The following is a 21285-nucleotide window of genomic DNA, read 5'->3' as shown; positions in this document are numbered from 1 at the left end:
AACTGACTTGAATCCGCTGACAAAGCTCGCCATATGCGCAGCGGGAGTCGGGTGGACGTAGTGTTCGCCAACCCGGTCAGATCCGGAAGGAAGCAGCCGTAACGATTTTTCTGCGGGTCGCCCGGCTCCTACTCACAAAATATACACAGGCTTTTGTGACCAATCGCTGTTTAAGCTTCGACAAGCTGACGGCTTGCGCCTAAACTCTGCCGATGTCCGATTCACCCGACATATTTGCCGCTGGCGGCGTGGAAGCGCCCATCGACCCGGCCCCTGCTGCTGCACAGCCATACCGCGTGTTGGCGCGCAAATACCGGCCGTCCAGCTTTGCCGAGCTTATCGGACAGGATGCCATGGTCCAGACGCTGGGCAACGCGATCAAGCGTGATCGCCTGGCCCATGCGTTTTTGATGACAGGCGTGCGCGGTGTAGGCAAGACATCGACCGCCCGGCTGATTGCAAAGGCGCTGAACTGCGTTGGTGAAGACGGGCAGGGTGGTCCAACGATTGATCCTTGCGGGAAATGCGAGCCATGCCGCTCCATTGCCGAGGGCAGTTTTATCGATGTTATCGAAATGGACGCCGCCAGCCATACCGGAGTGGATGATGTCCGCGAAATCATTGAGGCTGTGCGCTATTCTTCGGTTTCTGCGCGCTACAAGATCTATATTATCGACGAAGTCCACATGCTGTCGAAAAACGCGTTTAACGCGCTTTTGAAAACGCTGGAAGAACCGCCGGCCCATGTGAAATTCATATTTGCGACGACCGAAGTGAATAAAGTACCGATTACGGTACTATCCCGTTGTCAGCGCTTTGACTTGAAACGGATCAAAGCGGAGCAATTGTCGGCACATTTTGCGCATATCGTCGAAAAAGAAAACGTACAGGCAGAGCAGGAAGCGCTCGACCTCATTGCCCAGGCCGCCGAAGGGTCGGTTCGCGATGGCCTTTCCATCCTCGATCAGGCGATTGCTCATGCCGACATGGAGGAGGGCGGTGACGTCAAGGCGTCGCAGATCCGGGAAATGCTGGGACTGTCTGATCGCAGCGCCGTGCGCCGGTTGTTCGGACTGCTTCTTGAGGCAGATTCTCAGGCTTTGCTCGATGCGATTGATGCACAATATCGCGTGGGTGTAGAGCCTCTTTCGCTGATGAATGGACTGTTGTCGCTTTGCCATCAGGTGACTTTGTACAAAGTCGGGCGCGCCAATGATCCGACTTTGTCAGACGAAGCCAAAACGCAACTGGGCGCTTGGTCGGAGCAATTATCTTTTCCAGTTCTCCATAGGTTATGGCAGCTTCTTTTGAAAGGTTATGAAGAAGTTCAGCAAGCACATATGCCGCGCGAAGCTTGTGATATGGCGCTTTTGCGAGTGCTTTGCGCAGCCGATATGCCGGACCCGGGTGAACTGGCGAAAATGTTGTCGCAAGGTGCTGCCCCTGCGGCTCCAACTGCCGGTGAAGTCGCTCCGGAACGCAGTGCGGCACCTGTTCACGAGGCGCCGCCGGCACCGGTGTCTGATATTCCTGCCCAGATCACGGAACCGGAACATGTCGAGCCTCAACCGCCGGAAAACCATCAAGCCGAACAGCAGGTCCCTGAAAATAACCTGCCACGGGATTTTCAGCCACAGGATTTTCAGGGTGTGATCGATATTATCGGCGGCGTTTCACCGATATTGGAAAGCATATTAATAGCTGATATGCGTATTATCAGCTTTTCAGCGCCGGTCATTGAATATCAATCTGCGCGGCCGATTGCAGTATCTGACGTGAAAAAGATCACGGACGCGCTGAAAGAGGCAACAGGTAGCGTGTGGACCATAAAAGAAGGGCAGGGCGAAGCAAAGCCCAGCATTTCCGAACAAGCTCAGCTTGATCAGGATGCCGCGACACAGGCTATATTGGATACACCGCTGGTAAAAGCTGCCTTTGAGGCTTTTCCTGACGCGGAATTACTGGAAAATGAAACAGTGCAGGCCCCGGCTGAGTCCCGGCCTGAATCAAGGAGTTCACAAGCATGAAATCTATGGAAGAAATGATCAAAGCGGCACAGGAGGCCGCGCAAACCGTGCAAACACAGATGGAGGAAGCCCAGTCCAAGCTCGACAGTATCGAGGTAGAGGGGAAATCCGGTGGCGGATTGGTATCCGTCAAAGCAACTGCCAAAGGCCGGATACTTGGGGTCAGCATCGATGAAAGCCTTATGAAGGCAGAAGAAAAAGGTATTTTGGAAGACTTGGTCGCTGCCGCGTTTAACGATGCACGTGACAAGGCAGATGCCGTCAGCAACGAGGAAATGGGCAAAATGACAGGCGGTATGGGCCTGCCGGCGGGCTTTAAGCTTCCCTTTTAGCGGTATTGCCGCTTTCCTGCTCTGATGGTTTTATAGTGGTTGAAGTCATCTGAGTGCGCCCCATATAGGCTGACAGGCGCGCAGTCAGTACCGAATCTCGCGCCATAGTTTGGAGTATAAATGTCCCAGTCCGAATCCACATCTGCCAATAATCCCGAAGCCAAGGCGCTGCCTTTGTTGCCGCTGCGCGATATTGTGGTGTTCCCCAATATGATCGTCCCGCTTTTTGTGGGCCGTGACAAGTCGGTCGTGGCTCTGGAAAAGGCCATGGATAGCGACAAGGAAATTTTCCTGGTAGCACAGCTGGATCCGGCGGAAGATGATCCGGCCCGCGATCAACTTTATGATCTTGGTGTTGTGGCGACGGTGCTTCAGCTTTTGAAGCTGCCAGATGGTACCGTCCGGGTGCTGGTTGAAGGCAAGCAGCGAGCGAAGCATGTTTCGCTGGAAGAGAAAGATGATGGCTTCGTGCTGGCGCAAGTGGATTTGATCGACGAGCAGTCCGTGGAAGGCCCGGAATCAGCGGCGTTGATGCGCTCTGTCATTGAACAATTTGAGAATTATTCCAAACTTAACAAAAAAATGCCAGCCGAAACTGTGGTTCAGCTTGGCGAGATTGACGAAGCATCGCGTCTGGCCGATGCGGTCGCCGCCAATATAAACGTCAAAGTGGCCGACAAACAGAGCCTGCTCATCGAGAGTGATCCGGTCAAGCGTCTGGAAATGGCTTTTGCTTTCATGGAAGGCGAACTTGGGGTTCTTCAGGTCGAAAAGAAAATTCGCGGCCGCGTGAAACGCCAGATGGAGAAAACCCAGCGCGAATATTATCTGAATGAACAGATGAAGGCTATCCAGCGCGAGCTGGGTGATGGCGAAGACGGCGAAGGCGATGAAATGTCGGCGCTGGGTAAAAAAATCGAAGAGATGAAGCTCTCCAAGGAAGCCAAGACCAAAGCCAACGCTGAATATAAAAAGCTTAAAGGCATGCAGCCCATGTCTGCGGAAGCGACGGTTGTCCGCAACTATCTTGATGTGCTGCTGGGCCTGCCATGGGGCAAGAAGTCCCGTCTGAAGAAAGACATTAAACAGGCTGAGAAAATTCTTGATGACGATCACTTTGCACTGGAAAAAGTGAAGGAGCGGATCGTGGAGTATCTCGCCGTACAGGCGCGGACCAACAAACTTAAGGGGCCGATTCTCTGCCTCGTCGGTCCTCCAGGCGTCGGTAAAACATCGCTTGGTCGTTCGATTGCGCGCGCGACAGGCCGTGAATTTGTTCGCCAGTCCCTGGGTGGAGTGCGTGATGAAGCTGAAATTCGTGGGCACCGTCGGACCTATATCGGTTCGCTGCCCGGTAAGATCGTGTCCAATCTGAAAAAGGCGGGTACGTCCAATCCGCTGTTCCTGCTTGATGAGATAGACAAGCTTGGTCAGGATTTCCGCGGCGACCCTGCCTCTGCACTACTCGAAGTTCTGGATCCTGAGCAAAATGACAAGTTTCAAGACCATTATCTCGAAATAGATATTGATCTGTCGGACATCATGTTCGTCACAACTGCCAATTCTCTGAATTTGCCGCAGCCGCTGCTCGACCGCATGGAGATCATCCGGCTCGAAGGCTATACCGAAGACGAAAAGGTTGAAATTGCAAAACGCCACCTGATTGAAAAGCAAGTCGATGCACATGGCTTGAAAAAAGGCGAATTTTCGCTGCAGGATGACGCGTTGCGTGATCTTATCCGTTATTATACCCGAGAAGCCGGTGTACGGACCCTGGAACGCGAGATTGCAAAACTGGCACGCAAAGCGCTGCGCCGGATACTGGAAGGCGAGTATAAGAGCGTTGAAATTACGCCGGAGACGCTGTCTGAATATGCCGGTGTTCGCAAATATCGCCACGGCGTCGGCGAGGAAGAAAACCAGGTGGGTGCCGTAACCGGTCTTGCGTGGACAGAAGTCGGCGGCGAGCTGCTGACAATCGAATCCGTAACCGTCTCTGGCAAGGGCCAGATCAAGACGACCGGCAAGCTGGGAGAGGTGATGACGGAGTCCGTTCAGGCCGCCTTGTCCTTCGTAAAGGCCCGTGCGCCATCTTATGGCATCAAGCCCAGTATTTTCAGCCGCAAGGACATTCATATCCACTTGCCCGAAGGGGCCGTGCCGAAAGACGGTCCGTCAGCCGGTGTTGGCATTGTGACTGCAATTGTTTCCACGCTGACCGGTATTCCGGTGCGGCGCGATGTAGCCATGACGGGCGAAGTCACCTTGCGCGGCCGTGTATTGCCTATCGGTGGTTTGAAAGAAAAGCTGCTCGCGGCATTGCGGGGCGGTATAACGACAGTTTTGATCCCGGCGGAAAATGAGAAAGATCTGGTCGAGATTCCCGACAATATTACGTCTTCGCTGAAGATTATTCCGGTCAAGCATGCCGATGAAGTTCTCGCCCAGGCTCTGGCCGAAAAAGTAGAACCGATCGAGTGGAGTGATGCGGATGAGTTGGCGAGCCATGCAACGGCTCCAGTCACCGATGATGCCGGGTCAACGGCACGCCACTAACGGTAGCTTTACGCGAGTCGCTATGGGTGATCGCTGCCAGCTTTGCGGCTGTTTGCCTGCGGTTCGCGCCAGAAACTGGCCGAAAATGTCCGAAATTGGACCAATTTTAACGATTTGACATAAATATTACATCTTTGACCCAAAAATCGGCGGTTTTCCTTTGACTCAAGGGGGCTTCTTGTTGTTACTGACCCCAGACAAAGTCGCGATTCAATCAAGAATTGCTTTTAGAGAAGGGGGGATACCCATTATGAATAAACAGGATCTTATCAGTAGCGTAGCAGATCACAGTGGTCTCAGCAAAAGCGATGCCGGCAAAGCCGTTGACGCAGTTTTCGATTCTATCACAGGTTCACTGAAGAGCGGCAATGAAGTCCGTCTCGTCGGTTTTGGAACATTTTCTACATCAAAGCGTAAAGCTTCTACAGGCCGTAACCCACGCACGGGTGAGCCAATGCAGATTCCTGCATCTACACAAGCAAAATTCAAAGCCGGCAAGGGCTTGAAGGACGCCGTTAACAAATAAATAAATTGGGGAAGTGCCTGGGCACTTCCCCTTTTTTCGCGCTTTGTTTGAAAAATTCAGGCGGGTTCCAAAGGAGCCCGCCTTTTTTCATGGGTTTTGGATTGTGCTGGTGGAAAGATGCGTCTCGGTAAGTTGCTTTAAGTCTACTTGAGATCTGTGAGAGCTACACACATCATGACAACCGTTGCTCGTGCATCAGGTCACCCTTCGCTTCCGCTCGGGATTTTTGGCGGAAAACAATGCCTCGCATTATTTTTGAATCCGCAAAAATGGTAGACGCTACAGGGTTCGAACCTGTGACCCGCTGATTAAGAGTCAGCTGCTCTACCAACTGAGCTAAGCGTCCCTATTTTCGATATGCATGTCATATAGGTCTCATCTTGCGAAGAACAACCGTCTGATGGGCTATCTTGACTTTATCCGAATGTTCCGCTGCGGCGGCCCGGATGGCGGTCTATGGACATTAATATCCCGATACAGATCATGATCGTCATCATCGATGATCCGCCGTGACTGAGGAAGGGCAGGGGAATACCCACCACCGGCGCTAGGCCCATAACCATCATCAGGTTGATTGCGACGTAGAAGAATATCGTGGTCGACAGACCGGCCGCCAAAAGTTGGGAGAAACGGGTCTTGGCCTTCATTGCAACACCCAAGCCCCACCGGAATAGCAGGAAAAAACCGGTCAGGACCGCAACGCCGCCCATCAGACCCCATTCCTCCGCCATTGTTGCAAAGACAAAGTCCGTGTGCCCTTCGGGGAGGTAATCGAGGTGGCTTTGTGTGCCATTGAGGAAGCCTTTGCCAAAAATTCCGCCGGACCCGATGGCGATTTTGGACTGGCTGATGTGATAGCCTGCGCCCAAGGGATCATTTTCGGGATTGAGGAACGTGGTCACGCGGCGTTGTTGATATTCTTCAAGCGCGAAGAAATAGGCAAGGGGGGCGATGACGGCAACCGCTGCCGCTCCACCGACAAACAGCCGCATCGGCAATCCGGCAAGGAAGGCGACGGTCATGGCTCCGGCCACAACAGTGATTGTCGTACCAAGATCGGGTTGCAGCAGGATCAACGCGCACGGAAATGCGAGCAGCACCAATAACGGCCAGATTGCCGCCCACGTTCTGATTTGACCTGCCGGCAATAAATCATAAAAACGGGCGACCGCGAGAATGATTGCCGGTTTCATCAGTTCTGAAGGTTGAATGCGGATGAAACCAAGGCTCAGCCATCTTTGGCTACCACCGCGAACCGCGCCCATCAGTTCCACGCCGAGAAGCATGATGACAACGGTAATATAAACGGGGAATGCAATTGTTTTCCAGAAATTCTCCTTCAACCGGGAGAAGACTATCGCCATGCCTAGAAACACCAGAAATCGTGCCATATGCAGACCGGCCCAGGGTGTCAGGCTTCCTCCGGCTGCTGAATAGAGCACGACAAAGCCGAAGCTCGCCATGACAAGCAACAATAATATTGTTTTCCAGGGAAGTTGCGCAATGGGCGCAGGAATAAAATCGTTCAATGCCTATTGCCCCACTTCGGCAGCAGGACCCTCGCCATCTGTCTCGGCTTGAGGTGGTGGGACGCGCCCTTCGGCTATTGCTTTTTCCAGCTCCTTCTGCGCGCGATAAGCGGCGAGCTGGCGATCCATGCGTTCGGATATGGTTCCGCCCCAGCTTTCCTCCATGGCCAGCAGTTTTTCCATGGCCTGCTCGCGATCATAGAGAAATGTCAGGACATCCCGCGCAACCGGATATGCGGATGATGACCCGCCTCCATGTTGAATCACAACAGAGGCGGCATAGCGCGGGTTATCGACAGGTGCGAAGCAAACAAACAGTCCATGGTCGCGGAATTTCCAGGGCACATCGCGCCCTCCTCGACCATATTTCAGGCTGACGACTTGGGCCGTGCCGGTTTTACCGCCCAGTTTGATATCTTCGATCGGCAGTCGTGCGCGTCTTGCTGTGCCCACACCATTCACCACTTCGCTCATCGCCTCGCGCACATAGGACAGATGTTCAGGTGAAATGTCCAGCGGCGGAGCGGAGGTCCGTTTTTCCTCAGACAGCAGTCTGGCTTCCAGTTTCCTTCCAGATGCCATGCGAGCGGTCATCACACAAAGCTGCAGCGGATTGGACAGGAAAAAACCCTGTCCGATGGCGCTGTTCACCGTATCAAAATTGGCCCATTCGCGTTCGTGGCGCTTCTTGATCCATTGTGTGTCTGGAACCGTACCATAGCTTTGCGAGGCGACCGGCAGATCATATTTGGCGCCCAATCCAAGCTCCCGCGCCATCAGCGCGATCGCGTCATATCCGATGCGCAAGGCCATTTTGTAGAAATAGGTATCACAGCTTTGAGCGTTCGCCCGCTTCATGTTCACGCTGCCATGGGTGCTGTGACAATTGAAGAAGCGATTGCCTACCCGCAATCCACCGGGGCAGCTCACGGTTTCTTCAGGATCAATACCGGCCCGCAGTAAAGCAAGCGACACCATCGGCTTGATTGTCGAACCAGGCGGAAACAGACCCTTTAACGATTTGTCACGCAGGGGAACATGATCGTCGTCGCGTAACATGCCATATTCGGTTTGCCCGATCCCGTCCGAGAAGCTGTTCGGATCGAAAGACGGCATGGACGTCATCGTCAAAATATCACCGGTCTCGCAATCCATAACCACCACCGAACCGGATTCAGGGCCCAGTCGGCGAGCAGCATATTCCTGTAAATCAATGTCGAGGGTCAGTTGCAAGGCTTTGCCCGGTGTATCGGGTCGGCTATCGAGTTCACGTACTATTTTGCCGCGCGCTGTCACCTCAACGCGCTTCGCCCCAGGTTTGCCTTGCAGGCGGTCCTCAAAGGTTTTTTCCAGGCCGTCCTTACCGATTTTATATCCTGGCGTGACCAGTATCGGGTCGGGGTTTTCTTTATATTCTTCGGCAGAAGCAATACCGACATAACCCACGAGATGGCCAACAGCTGCTCCGGTTGGATAAAAGCGGGAAAAACCCTGTCGCGGGGATACGCCGGGCAAATCGGGCAGGCGGACGCTGACAGCAGCAAAATTTTCCCAATCCAGGCCAGTTGCAACCTGAACAGGCTGGAAACTGCTGGCCTGTGTCAATTCCTTGTTGATCCGGTCGATTTCCTCCTGATCCAGCGACAGGAGTTGGGCCAGTGTCGCAACAGTTTTGTCTTTGTCGCGCATCCGGTCAGGAATGAGGTCAACGCGGAAATCCGTCTTGTTGTTGGCAATCGGTTTACCGTTGCGATCAATCAGCCATCCGCGCCGCGGCGGCACCAGCGTCAGATTGACCCGATTACTCTCGGACAGGAGTTGATAGCGTTCATTTTCCGCCACCGAAATATAGGCCATGCGTCCGGCGAGCAGGACGCCGATGCCGGCTTGCAATCCACCGATCACTGTTGCGCGGCGGGAAAAAGTCAGCGCCTGAACCGCGCCGCTAATGGTTTTGCCCCCGCCGATACTCATATCGATACCCGCCAATTGTCAATTGTTCCGATCAAGCGGGTTACAAAGGGGTAGAGCAGGATCGACAACAGGATCTGTGGCACCAATATATCGAGGCGCAGCAAGTTGCTCTGAAAGTCGATGATCAGCATGCCGCATATTAGCACAAAAATTATCGAAAGGGAGGCTATAAGCCAATCCTGCCAATAATCCCTGCCAACGCCGCGCCGGTCGAGCGTTTCCAGAGCCAGAAAAACCAGTGACCATAAAAAGGCCGCGCTACCAAAGGGTTGCCCACTGAACAAGTCATCAACCATGCCGAGAGGGAAACCAGCCCATACTGGCCAGTAGCCCGGGCGGATCAAACGCCACGAGAGCAGCACCAGAAGGCCGATTGGCGGAAGGATTGGATAGTCGGTGATCAGCGGCAGGGCCGTGATCATTGAACCGAATATGACGGTGATCGACGGGATGAATTTGATGCGAAACTGCGATGGTTGCCGATTGATGCGGGAGCGATAGGGTCTTGCCACTATTCGCCGCCTTCCGTTTCAGCATCATCGCGGCCGATTGCTTCCTGCTCGATCGCGGCAACGGTTTCTGCCTGAAACATTGGCTGAACGATGACGTGACTGACTTTTGCGGCGTTGGCCAATATGCGGGCGATGGCGCCGGTATCTGTCTTACGGATCACAACCGCCACCGGGATGCCCGGCGCATACAGGCCGCCGCTGCCCGATGTAATCAGCAAGTCACCGCCCTTAAATGGATTGGTACCCAGGTTAATCGGCCGCACGTCGACGGTTCCATCAGCCCGACCGGTCGCAAAAGCAGGCAGTTCGTCACTAGCGCGTTTGACGGGCATCACATTCTGGCTGTCGGAAACCAGTAAAATCCGAGCAGTTGTCGGTCCGGCTTCCAGTACCCGTCCGACAAGCCCTTCTGGCGCACGCACGGGCTGCCCGATCAAAATACCATCAGTGGTGCCCAATCCAAGTGTCGCCATACGCCGCGAACTGGATGATGTCGAACTGATCAGACGCGCCATACCGATTGCATCGGGCACCTCCTTGTCGAGATCGAGTAGCCGTTTCAGCCGTTCATTCTCTTGTTTCAGCGCGCGCGCTTCCAAAATCTCGATGCGGTTGCTTCTCAGCTCACGTTCCATGGCGGCATTTTTGGAAGCCGCGTTGAAGTAGGCGGAAATATTGTCGCCGGCATTGCCAGTCGCTCCGCCGACTTCAGCCAGGGTTCTGCTAACCGGTGCAGTTGCTTCTGCGCCGATGGTTCGCAGCACAGCAAAGCCTTGAGGATCGAAAATAGAGATAAGCAGCAGCAGGAGACCGACAACAGCTCCCAATATGCCCAGTAAGTAGCTGGCGAATATGCTATATTGCGCCCGCTTGGAAAATCCTGGGCGCCGGTTTCGTGGCGGCGCCATGCTTGCTTATCCTCCCGCTTTCTTCATTCTGGTCAAATCATTTATCAAGCCGTTGTGAGCACGCCGCGGAACATATCGTCTTCCATGGCCCGGCCTGTTCCAATCGCAACACAGGCAAGCGGATCCTCGGCAACCGTAACCGGCAATCCGGTTTCATCGCTAAGTGCTTCATCCAGGCCTGAGATCAATGCGCCGCCGCCGGTCAGAACAATGCCCTGATCAACAATGTCGGCTGCCAGTTCCGGCGCCGTATTCTCAAGAGCAATCCGTACGCCTTCGATAATGGTGCCAATTGGCTCACTCAGCGCTTCTGCAATCTGCCCCTGATTGATCGAGATCTCTTTAGGGACACCGTTTACAAGGTCACGGCCTTTGATGTGGATTGTGTGGCCTACGCCATCAGCGGGTGCCTGCGCGACGCCGAAGTCTTTCTTGATCCGCTCAGCGGTGGTTTCGCCAATTAGCAGATTGTGATGACGGCGCACGTAAGAGACGATCGCCTCATCCATTTTGTCGCCGCCGGTGCGTACCGATGTCGTGTAAGCCAACCCGCGAAGGGAAAGGACAGCAACTTCCGTTGTGCCGCCACCTACGTCAACCACCATGGAACCAATGGGTTCAGTGACGGGCATGTCGGCGCCAATGGCCGCGGCCATTGGCTCTTCGATCAGGAACACCTGACTGGCTCCGGCATTGGAAGCGGCATCGCGAATGGCGCGGCGTTCAACCGAGGTGGAACCTGATGGCACACAGATCACGATTTCCGGATAGCTGAACAGTTTGCTCTTGCCGTTCACTTTCTGAATGAAGTGTTTGATCATCTGCTCGGCCACATCAATGTCGGCGATGACGCCATCACGCAGCGGACGAATCGCTTCGATACTGTCGGGCGTTTTGCCCATCATCATCTTGGCATCATTGCCTACCGCTTTGACTTTTTTGATACCATTGGTCGTTTCGATGGCAACAACCGATGGTTCGTTGAGAACGATTCCCTGACCGCGTACGTAAACAACCGTGTTGGCTGTTCCCAGATCGATTGCCATGTCCTGAGACCTGAACTTGAACAGATTACCAAATACCATGTTTTGTCCCGTGTTTTCTTATATTTACAGCGAACGCTGTTTTCTAAAACCATAGCGACATTTTGGCTGAACGGGGGATGAAGCTAAGCATTCGGATCGTCCAGCAAATCCCCCCGAGAAACTAAGTCACAATCAAGGGTCGCTTGGCATGATCGCTTGGGCTAGGAATGGCGATATGTCAATAAGAAGACTCCCAAATAGCCTGATCAACCGGATCGCAGCCGGTGAAGTTGTCGAGCGTCCAGCCAGTGCGCTGAAAGAGCTGGTCGAAAACGCCATTGATGCCGGATCCAGCCAGATCAATATCCGCCTCGAACAGGGCGGTCTCGATCTGATCGAGGTGGCCGACAATGGCTGCGGCATGACTCGCGACGACATTGCTTTGGCCCTAGAGCGTCATGCGACGTCCAAGTTACCGGATGAAGCGATTGAGATGGTCGCTACATTGGGCTTTCGGGGTGAAGCGCTGCCCTCCATTGCGAGTGTTGCACGACTGACCATCGAAAGCCGGGTGGAAGGCCAAGATGGCTGGACTCGAATTGTGAATCACGGAGAGGTTGAGAGCGACGGGCCAGCAGCGATCCCGCCCGGCACGAAAGTGCGAGTGGAACAGCTTTTCGCCAAGGTCCCCGCCAGGCGGAAATTCCTGCGCACGCCGCGCAGCGAATATGCCGCTTGCGTGGATGTGGTGCGTCGTCTTGCCATGGCGCGCCCGGATATCGGGTTCACGCTGACCCATGAAAATCGCAAGGCGATTGCAGTGCAGGGCGGTGAAAGTGGCCCGGACCGGGTGGCAGCACTGACCAACAAGGAATTGCGCGCCAATAGCGTCGCGGTCGATCTGGTGCGCGAAGAGGTTCGCCTGTCCGGTGTCGCAGGCTTGCCGACCTATAACCGCGGTGTGGCCGATCATCAGTTTCTGTTCGTCAACGGCAGACCCGTCAAAGACCGGCTATTGGTTGGCGCGGTGCGTGGGGCTTATGCGGAAATGCTGGCGCGGGATCGTCATCCTGTTGTGGCGCTGTTTATTGATATGCCGCCGGAGCTTGTCGATGTGAATGTGCATCCGGCCAAAACCGAGGTTCGTTTCCGCGAGCCGGCAATGATCCGCGGCATGATTGTCAGCGGCTTGCGACGCGCCCTGGATGAAGGCGGTTTTCGCGCGGTCCAGCGTCCGGCGGAGTCCGCTCTGGCCAACTGGCAGACCGAACCACAGGCGCCGGATCCGCAAACCAGCATTTTTACCGCGCAAGGACCGGTCGGGGGCAGGGCAAACTTCCAGTCACAGCCTTATCCATCAGCAACCACTGGCGGTGTGCAAGACAATGTCAGCGCCTTCAGTGGATTAAGCAGCGATGAACTGGCTCCCCTTATGGGGCGCGCTGAAGAAGCAGCCGAACCAGTTCCTGAAGCGGTTAGCCATCCACTCGGCATAGCTCGCGGGCAGGTAGCAAAAACCTATATCGTTGCCGAAGCAGAAGACGGACTGGTCATTGTCGATCAACATGCTGCCCATGAACGTCTGGTGCTCGAACGCATGCGCAAGGCCGTAGACGGCGGCACTGTTGCTTCCCAGGCCTTGTTGATGGCCGAGGTCGTGGAATTGGACGAAAATGCCTGCGATCGACTGGAGGCACGCATGGCCGAACTATCCGAATTCGGACTGGATCTGGAGCGGTTCGGTCCCTCTGCCATGCTGGTGCGGGCTACACCGGCGATGCTGGGTTCCGGTGATGTCAAAGGCCTGATCACCGACCTGGCCGACGAGCTTGGCGCCTATGAGGAGGCCTTGTCACTCAAGGAACGGATCGATCATGTGGCGTCGACCATGGCCTGTCATGGTTCGGTAAGGGCCGGGCGGGTTCTCAATGTTGCTGAGATGAACGCGCTTTTACGTGAAATGGAAGTGACCCCGCATTCCGGCCAGTGCAACCATGGCCGCCCCACCTGGGTCAAATTGGCGCATGGGGATATTGAAAAACTCTTTGGAAGAAAGTAACGCACGGACCGGTTTTATGCCGAAAACGGAGGTTGTTTCTTCCGTTCACTCATTTGTGTGCAGCGCCTGATATCTTGTCAAATACCCAAACTATGCCGATCAGCCAGATAGCGATCAAAACATGGAATATGTGCCAGCTAAGATCTGCTCCAAGTGATGGTGTTTGACGGATCAGAAGCACATTGAAAAGAAATACCGAGATAAGGCTCACTGTGAAAAAGCGAGTGACCGATGTGTGCCCGGGAAATACTGCAGCTGTGAGCATGGCTATTGCAAGCCATCCAGTGAACAATCCTGTCGTGAATCGCGGTATTACAATAGCGAGCACCGCGGTACCCCCCACACACAAAATCGGCAGCCACCAGCGATTATTGCGGTCCTTGAGTGTTGGAAGCTGCAGCATCATCTGGGACGCAATCAGCCCCATCGCGATCGCACCGCCAATCTGGGAAAAATTCCTGTGAAGGCTCGCCAAGGTTTCGATCTGTTCGAATCCGAAACGAAAAACACCGATTGCTGCTGCCATTCCCAATATGCCAATGCCGATTGCTGCCAGCGGAAGGTGCGATTTTGCAAGACTAAAGCCTGCCCATATGGCTGCAATCACAATCAATGCTTCGGAAATGGCGTAGTGCGGACCCGGCATCAGGCTTTTTCAAACTGCTTCTGACTAGTTGGTGCTTGCACCACCGTCGAAACGTCTGGTTCTGTTTCGCCAGCCATGCTTCGAAAATAATCTGCCTTTATCTGATCCGAAGACAGCCGCGATCCGTCGTGGCACCATCCCGGAGGGGCGAGCAAGTAGAGCAGCCGCTGCCAGACCGAAATACCTTTTTGGGATACGTCTTTCACGATATTCCAATATTCGTGGAATATGATCGTGAACGGATTGAGAGTCTCGAGGTTTTTGACCAACCCGTAATCGACCCGTTCGCTTTCATCTTCGGGAACAAATGTCCCAAACATCCTATCCCAGATGATCAACGTGCCGGCATAATTGGCGTCCAGATATAGTGGGTTGCGACCGTGATGGACTCGATGATGGGACGGTGTGTTGAACAGAAATTCAAACCAGCGCGGCATCTTGTTTACCAGCTCGGTGTGAAGAAAGAACTGGTAGGTAGGATTGATAACGCCGCAGAACAGAACAACCACCGGGTCGAAGCCGATCAGCACCAGCGGCACCTTGAACATCATCGTACCAGTAAAATGCTTGGTCCATCCCTGTCGCAGTGCAACGGAAAAATTATACTGGGTGCTGCTGTGGTGAACAACGTGCATCGCCCAGACCCAACGACATCGATGCGCAATACGATGATGCCAATAATAACGTAGATCGTCGAGGATGAAGCAGATCAGCAAGGACACAAAGCTCAGCGGAATGGCATAAAACTGGAACTGCTGGACCCAGAACAGCACGCCGACAGAAATGAAGGCCGTGGCGCCGTTTGTCACTGCACTGACCAGTCCCAGGCCCATGGACACCCCATTGTCTTTCCAGTCACCTGCTCCTCTTTCATGAAAGAAGTGATTGGCGATGGATTCACCGAAGATCGCGGCAAAATAGAGTGGTATCACTATCATAGCGATGTTGGAGTTGATGATGGTTTCCAGTGTCACAACGGTCTCTCCCGATTGGGCATTTTGCTATCATTATCATTAAATGAATGGAATTGAATAATCAGATCATATTTGATACTATTTGGAACATATGGATGATCTCAGATTATTACGGCACTTCGAGGCTGTGTACCGCCTCCTCAGTTTTTCCAGTGCAGCGGAAGAACTGCACCTTACCCATTCTGCGCTGACAAAAAGTGTCAAAATCCTGGAGGAGAGCTGGGACGTAAAACTGTTTCATCGCACGACCCGAACTGTTGCTCCGACCGAGGCGGGAAAACGGTTATATCCGATGGCGCGGGATCTTTTGAGTTTTGCGGAAGCTGTGAAATCGGAAACGCAGGGCGGCGAGCATGTTCTTCATGTGGTGAGTGGACCCGCCATACTGGACACAATGATTCACCCGGCGATCGTGAGGTTTGCGAAAATATATCCCCGCACAAGGATCGTTGCCGAGACCATGCCGCCAGCTCAGGCCATGGAAGAACTTGTCCAGCGCCGTATTCACCTGCTTCTATACCATGAGAAAACACTCGCCCGGCTGCCGCATTTTGAACGACTGCGTGTTACCAATCTGGTATCTGAGCCTTATTTCACTGTCTGCAGGCCGGGCCATGATGTTCTGCAGAGCGGACGCAAATTGGAAGATATTGTAAAACATGACTGGGCAATTGCGGGGTTTGACAGTCACTTTGAAGCCAGTCTTTCCCGCGATGTGCAGGCGTTGCTAAGAGAGCATGACTTCCCCAAATACAGATTGTTGAGTCAGGCGGCCTGCATTGATCTGGTTGGGCAGTCCGACATTCTGACGTCGGTTCCTGAATCATCGGCAAGACCTTTAATGGCAGTAGGCAAGCTGGCCGGCTTTGCACATCCGCAACAACTTGAATTTTCCGTCAGTGCCGCTGTGCTTCGCAATGCCGGATCCGAGCCAACAGTTGAACGCTTTATCGAGTGTTTGAAATAGCGGACATTTCATAGATTGGGTGTGGCCATTTGAATGCAGCTGTGAACACTTCCGCAGCAATCAGTCCCCGCGGACCTGGATAAGGCCAGTGCTCTCCATCGTCATGACTTGTTCGTCATGTTGATTGAACACCGTGATCTTGCCCTTCATGATGCCCATTTCCGGACGGCTTTCGGACCGGCGTTTTTCCAGCGTAACATGTTCGCAGCGCAGCGTGTCGTCAGGATAGACGGGCTTTAACCATCGCAGGTTTTCGACGCCCGGTGAGCCCAGTCCGGCTTGTTTATTGGCCGTCATCTGGTCAACCATCATCCGCATCATCATCGCCGCGCTGTGCCATCCGCTGGCAGACAGGCGTCCAAAATGGGTCTTCGCAGCGGCCTCTTCATCGAGGTGAAAAGGCTGCGGATCATATTTGGAGGCGAATTCGACTACCTCGTCCTTGGTAACCTTGTACGACCCGTATTTCTGGACGACGTCGATCTGGATATCTTCATAATAGAGCATGGATGAACTTTCCGATGAAACCCCGTTTCTATGACAAGGTTTCAGGGTTTTAGCGCCTGTTCAAATGGAGAAAGATCGCCATTGCTCTGGTTCGGTTTAACGCCGGTCAGATGTGCGAGCAGCGAATAGATATCGACATTGTCGAACGTCTCGATCTTTGTGTCGCCGACAAAATCAGGGCCGCTGGCGAGGAAAAACGCGATCATGTCGGGATGCAGATGATCATAACCATGACCGCCGCCCGTTCCCGTCATCCATTCCGGCTTGTCCTGATAAACCACCCAGCCGGATTCAGGCAGGCAGATGATCGATGGTACCCGGGGGTTTTTACCATATTGTAGGCGCGCCGGAATATCAGCCTTTTTCCAGCATTCCATATTATCATGCGGTTTCAAGAAAGCAGCGTTGATGGCGGTCATGTCATCCGCCAGAGGTTCAATCCCGGCGTAGTTGCCATCCACTACCAGACGATATTGATCCCGTGGCAGGATGTTGTCGAGATAGATCACACGGTCTGGGTGGGTCTCCGCCATGCCGTGATCCGACGTAATGACGAAATTTACCGGTTGGTCCAAAGCGGCCAATTGTGCGATCAGGCTGCCAATATTTTTGTCGACCGCGCTTATTGCCGCATGCAGTTTTTCGCCAGGTGCAGGACCGTAAAAATGGCCAGCCGTATCGACGGTATCAAAATAAAGTGTAACAAGCTGCGGGCGCGTGGCCGTCGGCCGCCGCATCCAGTCGACCACGGCATTGATGCGGCGGTCGTTGGAAAGGGATTGTGAGAAGGGCCACCAGTCGCTGGGGCGTGTACCATCCAGCTCGACCTCTGATCCCGGCCAGAACATGGTGGCTGTACGCACGCCCTGCTTTTCAGCGGTTATCCAGATGGGTTCTGCCTGATCCCACCAAAACGAGTCCTTGTTGGCCATTGTGAACTTTTCACCGGGCCGGGCGATATCTTCCATGCTGTTGCCGACAATGCCGTGATTGTCCGGTCTTTTGCCTGTTACCAAGGTCCAGTGATTGGGAAAGGTCTTGGTCGGAAAACTGGAGCGCATATCGGCATGAACACCGGATGCTGCCAGGGCGCTGAGATTGGGTGTTATCCCGCGATCCAGATAATCCGGGCGGAATCCATCAATGGAAATCAATATGGTGACCGGTTTGCGGACTCGTTCAGCTGGCAGGGGAATATCCCCCGCCGCCGTTGGTGCTGATGTCTGTCCAGTGGCGCATCCGGCCAGCAAAGCACAAACGGCAAATGCCTGTATCATATATCGAATCATAGAAACCCCTTTGGACTGACTTCAGTCTAACCGGCTTTTATGACAAGTCAGACATTGAATTTGAAATTCATGATGTCGCCGTCCTGAGCGACATAGTCTTTGCCTTCCTGGCGCAGTTTACCGGCATCGCGTGCCGCGCTTTCGCCGCCCAGTGATACATAATCATCAAAGGCGATCGTCTCCGCGCGAATGAAGCCGCGTTCGAAGTCGGTGTGGATCTCGCCAGCCGCTTCCGGAGCCTTGGCACCTTTGTGAACCGTCCAGGCTCGGGCTTCCTTGGGGCCAGCGGTGAAGAAAGTTTGCAGGCTGAGCAATTGATAACCGGCTCGGATCACGCGGGCGAGGCCGGATTCTTCCAGTCCCAGCTCCGCAAGATATTCGGCGCGCTCTTCGGCTTCCATGCCGACCAGTTCGGATTCGATCGCGGCCGATACGATAACCGCTTCGGCATTTTCGGCCTTGGCCTTTTCAAACACAGCGGCGCTCAAGTCATTGCCGTTGGCGGCATCGCCCTCATCGACATTACAGACATAGAGTACCGGCTTGGCGGTCAGCAATTGTGACTGGTCAAAAATCCGTTGCTCTTCATCATCATTGGGCTGGGTGAGCCGTGCAGGTCTGCCGTCGCGCAATAACTCGAGCGTCTGGCCCAGCACGCTGGCGGCAATCTTGGCTTCCTTGTCGCCGCTGGTCGCTTTCTTTTCAAAGGCCGGAACGCGTTTTTCAAGGCTCTCCAGATCGGCGAGCAGCAATTCGGTTTCGACAACCTCGGCGTCGGAAATCGGATCAACCTTGTTCGACACATGCTGGATATCGTCATCTTCAAAACAGCGCAAAACATGAACAATTGCATCGACTTCGCGGATATTGCCAAGGAACTGGTTGCCGAGGCCTTCGCCCTGTGATGCGCCTTTGACAAGGCCAGCGATGTCGACAAAGGCGAGCTGGGTTTCAATGATTTTCGCGCTACCGGCGATCTTGGCGATCTGCTGCAACCGCGGATCGGGCACTGCAACCTGACCGACATTGGGTTCGATAGTACAGAACGGATAATTGGCCGCCTGCGCCGCCTGTGTCTCGGTAAGCGCATTGAAAAGTGTTGATTTTCCAACGTTGGGAAGGCCAACGATACCGCATTTAAAACCCATGTTTAATCCTTTTGCATCTTCAGCGCCAGCTCGCTCATAAACCGGGCATTGTCGCCCTTGGCCAGCCAGTCTGCTTCTGCGGCAATGCCGCCCAGCATTTCTGCCAGATCGTCAATCTCCGCCTTGGCATAATTGCCCAGTACATGTCCGTGCACCCGTGACTTGTGGCCGGGATGTCCGATGCCGATACGTACTCGGCGAAAATCCGGGCCGATATGCGCATCTACGGATCGCAAGCCATTGTGACCAGCATGACCGCCGCCGACTTTCACCTTTACCTTGAACGGTTCCAGATCCAGTTCGTCATGGAACACGGTAACGTCAGATGGCGCCAGCTTGTAAAAGTCCATCGCCGCTCGTACCGCCCGACCACTTTCATTCATGAATGTGGCGGGTTTGAGAAGGAGCAGCTTCTCTGAACCCAGCCGCCCTTCAACCGCCCAACCTTGAAATTTCTTCTTCGGTTCAGGGAAACCATGCACTTCTTCCAGCGCATCCAGCACCATGAAGCCGACATTATGGCGGTGGAGCGCATATTGTGCGCCCGGATTGCCAAGGCCGACCCATAGCTGCATTTTTCGATTTCCTTAAAATCCAGATACAAAAAACCGCTCATACATTGGCAAGCCCGGTGACGGGCTCAGTATGAACGGTTTTTCGTTACATTGTTTTCTGTGAAAAGGTCTAGTCTTCGGAACCGCCTTCTGCGTCGCCGCCTTCAGCTGCTTCGCCTTCAGCACCTTCTTCACCTTCTTCGCCCTCTTCACCTTCGCCTTCTTCAGCTTCATCTTCAGAAGATTTCAGTGCGGACGGTGCGGTTACACCAGCAATGGTGAAGTCACGATCGGTAATCGAGCTTTCCGAACCTTCAGGCAGGGTAACGTGGGAAATATGGATCGAATCACCAATTTCCAGACCGGTCACATCAATCTCGATCTGATCGGGGATCTTGTCTGCGTCACACATAAGGTCGAGTTCAAAGCGCACAACGTTGAGCACGCCGCCACGTTTCAGACCAGGTGATTCTTCCTCGTTGATAAATACAACCGGAATGTTGACCTGTACCTTCGCGCCTTTCGCCAGGCGGAAAAAGTCAACATGCAATGGACGGTCAGTGACCGGATCAAAAGCAACATCTTTTGGCAGGGTCCGGCTTTTTTCGCCTTTTACGTCCACCATGACCAAAGAGTTCATGAATACGCCGGTGCCAAGCAATTTGTTCAGCTCTCGTTCTTCCACATGAATTGTCAAAGGGTCTTTTTTATCGCCATATATAACGGCGGGGATGCGGCCTTCGCGACGTAGTGCACGGGAGGCTCCCTTGCCAGCCCGTTCGCGAGGCTCGGCTGAAATCGTCAGCTGATCACTCATAATGTTGCTCCAAAAATTAGGTTTTTACGATATTCCGCCACGCCTCCAGGGTGCTCATGGTCGGAAAGAGGGCGCTATAGGCAGGGGACCACCGAAAAGCAAGGCAAATTGCAGCGTGAGGCCGGATGGCTTTCTACTAGCGGAAAAAGCCGATTTGGTTGCTGGTCGCGAGCAAGGTTCCATTGCCAGACCAAAGTTCAACGCGGGAATCACTCTTGCTGTTTCTGACCACGGCGCCGGAGACACGCATGACGAGATAATCCGATCCGGCCGCGGCAATATCTTCTTCGCTGGCGTATATGTAAGTGGACATGGCAACGGTCGATCCCGGGCGAAATTCCTCGCTGAGGAAAAAGGTGCGCGGCATGGGCACGTCGCAAATGGAGATAATGCTGATACGGTCCAGCGGCCTGCCATCCTCTTCCTTGATCCAGACAATCGTCTCCGGCGTTTCGTTAACCTGAAAAGGAACACCTTTCGCGATACGCTGATCGTAGGTTCGAATCCACTGGGGCGCCTGACCCTCCATTGGTTTCAACTGGGGATTGTTCTCCGGGGCAGGTATTTCAGGCATATCGATTTGATAGTTTAGTTCGACGGGGCGTCTGTTGCTCGTGACAATATCGCCAACAATGACGACGTTACCGGCCTGAAACAGTTCAACTCGCCAAAACTGTGTTGAAGCGCCTGATTTCAGCAACCTTGATTCAACGCTGACTTCACCCGGTCCGACACCGGCTATATAAGTGGTTTGCAGGGAAACAACGGGGCTGGTCCGATCAGGATGGTCTTCAACGGCTCTTGCCATGATTGCCGCAACCCAGCCACCAAATGCCGCGCCCGTAGGATTGCGATAAACATCGCTGGCTTCGATAGTATACTGCCCATCGCCGCACGGAATGAGTGCGGTCTCGCGGTCAAACAGAAATGTCATG

The 21285-nt window shown here is 53.9% G+C and carries 19 protein-coding genes, 1 tRNA gene and 1 other RNA gene; 7 read left to right on the top strand and 14 right to left on the bottom strand.

Annotation, left to right across the window (positions count from 1 at the left end; translation table 11 throughout):
* Window positions 1-40 precede the first annotated feature (40 nt).
* From ffs to DK507_RS14965, 5 genes are all read left to right on the top strand, one after another.
* Window positions 41-135, top strand: an RNA gene (gene ffs / locus DK507_RS14985) — signal recognition particle sRNA small type.
* A gap of 77 nt (window positions 136-212) precedes the next feature.
* Window positions 213-2027, top strand: coding sequence for a DNA polymerase III subunit gamma/tau (locus tag DK507_RS14980; protein ID WP_109357120.1), 1815 nt, complete (start codon window positions 213-215; stop codon window positions 2025-2027).
* Window positions 2024-2359 carry a YbaB/EbfC family nucleoid-associated protein gene (locus DK507_RS14975; protein WP_108810230.1) on the top strand — a complete coding sequence of 112 codons (336 nt, stop codon included), beginning with the start codon at window positions 2024-2026 and terminating at the stop codon, window positions 2357-2359. Before DK507_RS14980 ends, DK507_RS14975 begins: the two co-directional genes overlap by 4 nt.
* 120 nt (window positions 2360-2479) lie before the next feature.
* Window positions 2480-4915 (top strand): endopeptidase La, encoded by a 2436-nt coding sequence (lon, locus tag DK507_RS14970; protein WP_109357119.1) that lies wholly within the window; start codon window positions 2480-2482, stop codon window positions 4913-4915.
* A gap of 250 nt (window positions 4916-5165) precedes the next feature.
* Window positions 5166-5441 (top strand): HU family DNA-binding protein, encoded by a 276-nt coding sequence (locus DK507_RS14965; protein ID WP_074205352.1) that lies wholly within the window; start codon window positions 5166-5168, stop codon window positions 5439-5441.
* Window positions 5442-5711: 270 nt separating this feature from the next.
* On the opposite strand, the gene DK507_RS14960 is transcribed toward DK507_RS14965, so the two are convergent.
* The 6 genes from DK507_RS14960 to DK507_RS14935 form a co-directional block, all read right to left on the bottom strand.
* Window positions 5712-5787 (bottom strand) — tRNA-Lys (locus DK507_RS14960).
* A gap of 70 nt (window positions 5788-5857) precedes the next feature.
* The gene (rodA, locus tag DK507_RS14955) at window positions 5858-6970 is read right to left on the bottom strand and encodes a rod shape-determining protein RodA (RefSeq protein ID WP_109357118.1); all 1113 of its coding nucleotides are present in this window, start codon (window positions 6968-6970) and stop codon (window positions 5858-5860) included.
* Window positions 6971-6973: 3 nt separating this feature from the next.
* Complete coding sequence (gene mrdA, locus DK507_RS14950; protein WP_109357117.1) at window positions 6974-8944, bottom strand: penicillin-binding protein 2; 1971 nt, start codon at window positions 8942-8944, stop codon at window positions 6974-6976.
* On the bottom strand, window positions 8941-9456 hold the full coding sequence (mreD, locus tag DK507_RS14945; protein ID WP_254054403.1) for a rod shape-determining protein MreD: 516 nt from the start codon (window positions 9454-9456) through the stop codon (window positions 8941-8943). The genes mrdA and mreD overlap by 4 nt, the downstream gene beginning before the upstream one ends.
* Window positions 9456-10364 carry a rod shape-determining protein MreC gene (mreC, locus tag DK507_RS14940; RefSeq protein ID WP_109357116.1) on the bottom strand — a complete coding sequence of 303 codons (909 nt, stop codon included), beginning with the start codon at window positions 10362-10364 and terminating at the stop codon, window positions 9456-9458. Before mreC ends, mreD begins: the two co-directional genes overlap by 1 nt.
* Before the next feature lie 44 nt (window positions 10365-10408).
* Window positions 10409-11449: a rod shape-determining protein gene (locus DK507_RS14935; protein WP_109357115.1), complete on the bottom strand. Its 1041-nt coding sequence runs from the start codon at window positions 11447-11449 to the stop codon at window positions 10409-10411.
* Window positions 11450-11624: 175 nt separating this feature from the next.
* Between DK507_RS14935 and mutL the strand changes: the two genes are divergently transcribed.
* Window positions 11625-13448 (top strand): DNA mismatch repair endonuclease MutL, encoded by a 1824-nt coding sequence (mutL, locus tag DK507_RS14930; protein WP_109357114.1) that lies wholly within the window; start codon window positions 11625-11627, stop codon window positions 13446-13448.
* 49 nt (window positions 13449-13497) lie between these two features.
* Here the strand turns inward: mutL and DK507_RS14925 are convergent, their stop codons facing one another.
* Window positions 13498-14094, bottom strand: a complete 597-nt coding sequence (locus DK507_RS14925; RefSeq protein WP_109357113.1) for a hypothetical protein — start codon at window positions 14092-14094, stop codon at window positions 13498-13500.
* A complete protein-coding gene (locus DK507_RS14920) occupies window positions 14094-15068 on the bottom strand; it encodes a sterol desaturase family protein (protein WP_216822394.1) in 975 nt (324 codons plus the stop codon). Before DK507_RS14920 ends, DK507_RS14925 begins: the two co-directional genes overlap by 1 nt.
* 91 nt (window positions 15069-15159) lie before the next feature.
* Here DK507_RS14920 and DK507_RS14915 point away from each other — a divergent pair, with 91 nt between their 5' ends.
* Window positions 15160-16035 (top strand): LysR family transcriptional regulator, encoded by an 876-nt coding sequence (locus tag DK507_RS14915; protein WP_109357112.1) that lies wholly within the window; start codon window positions 15160-15162, stop codon window positions 16033-16035.
* A gap of 60 nt (window positions 16036-16095) precedes the next feature.
* Here the strand turns inward: DK507_RS14915 and DK507_RS14910 are convergent, their stop codons facing one another.
* The 6 genes from DK507_RS14910 to DK507_RS14885 form a co-directional block, all read right to left on the bottom strand.
* Window positions 16096-16542, bottom strand: coding sequence for a MaoC family dehydratase (locus DK507_RS14910; protein WP_109357111.1), 447 nt, complete (start codon window positions 16540-16542; stop codon window positions 16096-16098).
* A 41-nt stretch (window positions 16543-16583) separates the two neighbouring features.
* Complete coding sequence (locus DK507_RS14905) at window positions 16584-17831, bottom strand: ectonucleotide pyrophosphatase/phosphodiesterase (protein ID WP_254054402.1); 1248 nt, start codon at window positions 17829-17831, stop codon at window positions 16584-16586.
* 47 nt (window positions 17832-17878) lie between these two features.
* Entirely contained in the window at window positions 17879-18979 is a 1101-nt protein-coding gene (gene ychF, locus DK507_RS14900; protein ID WP_109357110.1) for a redox-regulated ATPase YchF, read from the bottom strand.
* A gap of 2 nt (window positions 18980-18981) precedes the next feature.
* A complete protein-coding gene (gene pth, locus DK507_RS14895) occupies window positions 18982-19554 on the bottom strand; it encodes an aminoacyl-tRNA hydrolase (RefSeq protein WP_109357109.1) in 573 nt (190 codons plus the stop codon).
* A 109-nt stretch (window positions 19555-19663) separates the two neighbouring features.
* The gene (locus tag DK507_RS14890) at window positions 19664-20350 is read right to left on the bottom strand and encodes a 50S ribosomal protein L25/general stress protein Ctc (protein ID WP_109357108.1); all 687 of its coding nucleotides are present in this window, start codon (window positions 20348-20350) and stop codon (window positions 19664-19666) included.
* Window positions 20351-20486: 136 nt separating this feature from the next.
* Window positions 20487-21284, bottom strand: coding sequence for a thioesterase family protein (locus tag DK507_RS14885; RefSeq protein WP_109357107.1), 798 nt, complete (start codon window positions 21282-21284; stop codon window positions 20487-20489).
* Window position 21285: the final 1 nt, after the last annotated feature.

Origin of the sequence: Sphingorhabdus sp. EL138, from assembly GCF_900258045.1 — a bacterium.
In the GTDB taxonomy this organism is placed as follows: domain Bacteria; phylum Pseudomonadota; class Alphaproteobacteria; order Sphingomonadales; family Sphingomonadaceae; genus Parasphingorhabdus.
Note: the sequence above shows the minus strand (reverse complement) of the source record. Positions and strands in the feature narration are given on the sequence as shown.